Raw genomic sequence first — 2,336 nt, 5'->3', positions numbered from 1 at the left:
AGCAATATTCTTCCTATGCTGTTCCTGCTTTTCCAAGCGTCCCGTCTGTCTGGACTGCTGTTCCTGCACCATGCCACGCTTAAAGTCGGACACGCTGGACTTTGCCTTTTCCTTTGCGGAATACACCGCATAAGCGGTCTGTGTCGGCATATCCTTGATATTCTCTTTGACAGCGTTTGCCTTGTCTTTCACTTTATTTTTCGTATCTAAAACAGCACCGACTTTTGAACCTGCACGCTGTCCCATGCTGGAAGTGGTATTGCCCCGATTTTCTTTAGAAGCCGTATTTTTTCTTTCGGCTCTCTTGCCAGCAACGGCACTTCCAGCCACCGCACCAGCTACACCGCCCGAAATACCGCCAGCACTTACCGCCCTTGCAATACGGTGTTCCATACGCCTAGCCCGATGTCGCATAAACAGATACGGTCTGCGGAATATGCGTCGTCCCATGCTTTGACTGTCGCCAGCATTAAGTGAGAACATACTCATTAAGTCGCCCAGCTTCATGTAGATACCAGCGAAACATACTATCTGCAAGAACGCCACCATAAAGAATGGGTAGTCTGTGGAAATGTTGTAAAACATACTGGAAATACTAAATGCCACCGTTACAATGAGCGTTATTCCTGCCCGTGTCATTATGGTATTAAATACTCTCACGATTGCCTGCTTTGCCATGCTTTCATAGCTCGGTATCATGGAAAGTAAAAAACTGATAGGTAAAAACATTGCAAAGATAATAAAAAGTATCTGGCTGAACAACATCATGCCCGTAAGCAAGAATACAAATATCGTGATACCCAAGTTAAAGAACAAGAGGAAGAACACCATACCCAAACGGTTCACGACCTGCGGTATTGTCAGATTGTTATTGTCGTTGTCCTCGATTTCTGTTTTCACGACTTCCTCTCTGGTTTTCCCGTCCTCGTCCTCTGGACTTGCCGATACGAGAGCTTCTACACGGTCTGTCCCGATTTCTTCTGCGTTGCTGTTCCCGAATTGAAGCAAGAGCCACGGCTGTTCCACTTGAATAGAAAATAGGCTGTCCCGTATCAAGTCCACGCTGTCCTTACCCTCGCTGTCGGAGTTAGGGAGCATGATTTTTGTTCCCAAATCCAAAGAAGCGGTACTGATGTCTGATGAAAATTCATTTATCTTCTTGATATAGTCGGGAGCATAAGCAATAAATGAAGCGGACAGCACGAACACCACCACAAAGTTGATAACAGCGTGAAGTGCTTTGCTGGTTTCCCGTTTTATCAGTCCCGTATAAGCAACGCACATTCCCACCACTAAGATAATGAGAAGCAGGAAACCAACATAGAAGCCCGTAGAAGAAAAGCCGTTCTCGGTAACGCCTGCAAGGGTCTGTATGCTCTTTCCGATACTGTCTGCCATATCATTGATGAAGTCCAGCTTATAGGCTTCCTGCACCACATAGCCCGTTGCATTACTCAAATACAAACTGATAGTCCAGACAAAGTTGGTAATGCAGTACAGCCCGTATTGTACCGATTTTCCGATACCGTCGAGCCAGTTCCACGGAAGCCACGACCAGCTATTATCGACGAAAAAATCAAGCTGGTAGTTGGAAAGGGGATATTTTGAATAAAGATTTTCTGCGTTTATGGTATCGTCTACAAGCCCCGTCGAATGAGCCACCGTCCCCAAAAGTGAAAGCAGGATAAGGGAGAGTGCCACCACGAACAGAGCCATTTTGAGAAAGTGGAAAATCTTCTTTTTTGTGAACACACCTTTTATCCTTTCTTTCATCACTCCACCTCATTTCTCTGTACGGGCGGTCTGGTATCAAAGGCGTGTAGTAATTCTTCAAAGACTGGGTGTATCTGCACCACACCGACACGCCCGTATAAGTCCTGCAATAAGCATTGTCCGTTCTCCAAATCACGCAAGCGTTTCTGGTTGTTCTCATCGTCCTTGTCGATACCGAAAAACTCTAAGGTCTGCTTTATCTCGTTTATATCCGTGCTTCTAAATGCAAACTTTAAGCCGATATTGTTTTTCAGACTTTCCTTTGACACGTCATAGGCAGACTGGGTAACGAAATAAACGCCTGCCTGCATAGCTCGCCCAGCACGAACCAGCTTATTTGATAAGGTTTCTCCTTGTGCCACATTTAAGAACGCCCACGCTTCGTCTAAATCGACAATCTTAAAAATGCTTCTGTCCGAATGGATAAAATCAAGGGCAAAGGTACTAATCACAATCAGCATAGACACAGACAACAATTCAATGGTCGTGTATTCTTCAAAAGTGGTATCTTTATCTGGCAGTACAAGGTCGGCTACTTGAATGATATTGAGCTGATTATCCAG

2 protein-coding genes are annotated in these 2,336 nt (G+C 45.1%); both read right to left on the bottom strand.

Features of this window, described 5'->3' with window-relative positions; all coding sequences use genetic code 11:
• On the bottom strand, nt 1-1,773 hold a 1,773-nt coding region (locus DWW13_RS18105), incomplete at its 3' end, for a type IV secretion system protein (protein ID WP_243026204.1).
• On the bottom strand, nt 1,773-2,336 hold a 564-nt coding region (locus tag DWW13_RS19590; protein ID WP_243026203.1), incomplete at its 5' end, for an ATP-binding protein. The genes DWW13_RS19590 and DWW13_RS18105, both read right to left, overlap by 1 nt.

It is taken from the genome of Blautia sp. AF14-40 (assembly GCF_003479665.1).
Taxonomy (GTDB): domain Bacteria; phylum Bacillota; class Clostridia; order Lachnospirales; family Lachnospiraceae; genus Fusicatenibacter; species Fusicatenibacter saccharivorans.
This window is presented reverse-complemented; position numbering and strand designations above follow the sequence as displayed.